The organism is Roseicyclus sp. (assembly GCF_018402035.1).
In the GTDB taxonomy this organism is placed as follows: Bacteria; Pseudomonadota; Alphaproteobacteria; order Rhodobacterales; family Rhodobacteraceae; genus Roseicyclus.
The window spans coordinates 1-1,210 of sequence record NZ_JAGYJN010000083.1; the positions used below are offsets into that span (position 1 = coordinate 1).

The 1,210-nt window shown below is 61.1% G+C and carries 2 protein-coding genes; one reads left to right on the forward strand and one right to left on the reverse strand.

What is annotated here, in order from left to right:
* The coding region (locus KG698_RS15330; protein ID WP_213686408.1) for a hypothetical protein at window positions 1-261 on the reverse strand (261 nt) is incomplete at its 3' end.
* A 20-nt stretch (window positions 262-281) separates the two neighbouring features.
* Here KG698_RS15330 and KG698_RS15335 point away from each other — a divergent pair.
* Window positions 282-1,210 (forward strand): VOC family protein (locus KG698_RS15335; RefSeq protein WP_213686407.1); only part of this gene is annotated, 929 nt, incomplete at its 3' end.

Here is a 1,210-nt window from a genome sequence, read left to right on the forward strand (position 1 = left end):
GCGCACCCGCGCGTCATCCTCCGCCCGCTCCGCCTCGGGCTTGCCACGCTTGAGATGGGTGATCGCCATGTTGTTCCTGCCCCTTGATGATCCGGTGTGGCGCGCGCGCCGAAATGAAATTCCCGGCTGATAAAGCACATCGTCTTTGCCACGGCCAGACCGCGCAACGCGGCGAATATCGGACAGCTTGGCGTTTCGGTCTTGGCAAGGGGAGGGCCGCGGCGCATCTTCACCGCCGCAGCGGGTAACGCCCGGAGGCAAGTTTGCAGGGAGAGCGCAAAATGGGTGACATCGCCCATCTCGGCCATGTCGAGATGTACACGGATCGTTTCGAGGAAAGCCTTGATTTCTTCACCCGGATCTTCGGGCTGAAAGCGTCGCTGGTCGATGGCAACAGCGCATGGTTGCGCGCTTGGGATGATTACGAGTTTCACTCGCTCAAGCTGACGCGCCACCACACCACTGGTGTGGGACATATCGGCTATCGTGCCGAAAGCGCGCATGCGTTGGAGCGTCGCGTCGCCGCGATTACCGCAGCGGGCTATAAGACACATGGCTGGGTCGATGATGACCCCGGCCATGGGCGCGCCTTTCGCTTCGAAGACCCCTTTGGCCATATCTTCGAGATTTACTACGACACCCGCCGCGCCGAACCGGGCGAGGGCGACCGCCCAGCGCTGAAAAACATGGCGTCGAAATTCACCGCCCAAGGGGCAAGCCCCCGCAGGATCGATCACCTGAACCTGCTGGCGACCGATGTGGCCGAATTCCGCCGCTTCATGGAGACCTGTCTGGGCAGCCGCGTGACCGAGATGATCCAGCTTGATAATGGGCGCGTGGGCGGCTGCTGGTTCACGGTCAACAACAAGACCTATGATCTGGCCTGCACCGAAGAACATGGCCGGGGCGATGGGCGGCTGCACCATGTCACCTATGCCACTGATCAGCGCGAGGATATCCTGCGCGCCGCCGACATCTTTCTGGAAAACGGCGTGCATATCGAAACCGGCCCGCACAAGCATGCGATCCAAGGCACCTTCTTCCTTTATGTCTGGGAGCCTGCGGGCAACCGTGTTGAACTGGCCAATGCCGGTGCGCGGCTGATCCTTGCGCCTGATCATGCACCCGTTGTCTGGACCGAGACAGAACGCAAAAAGGGTCAAGCTTGGGGTCTAAAAACCATCGAGACCTTCCACACCCATGGCACGCC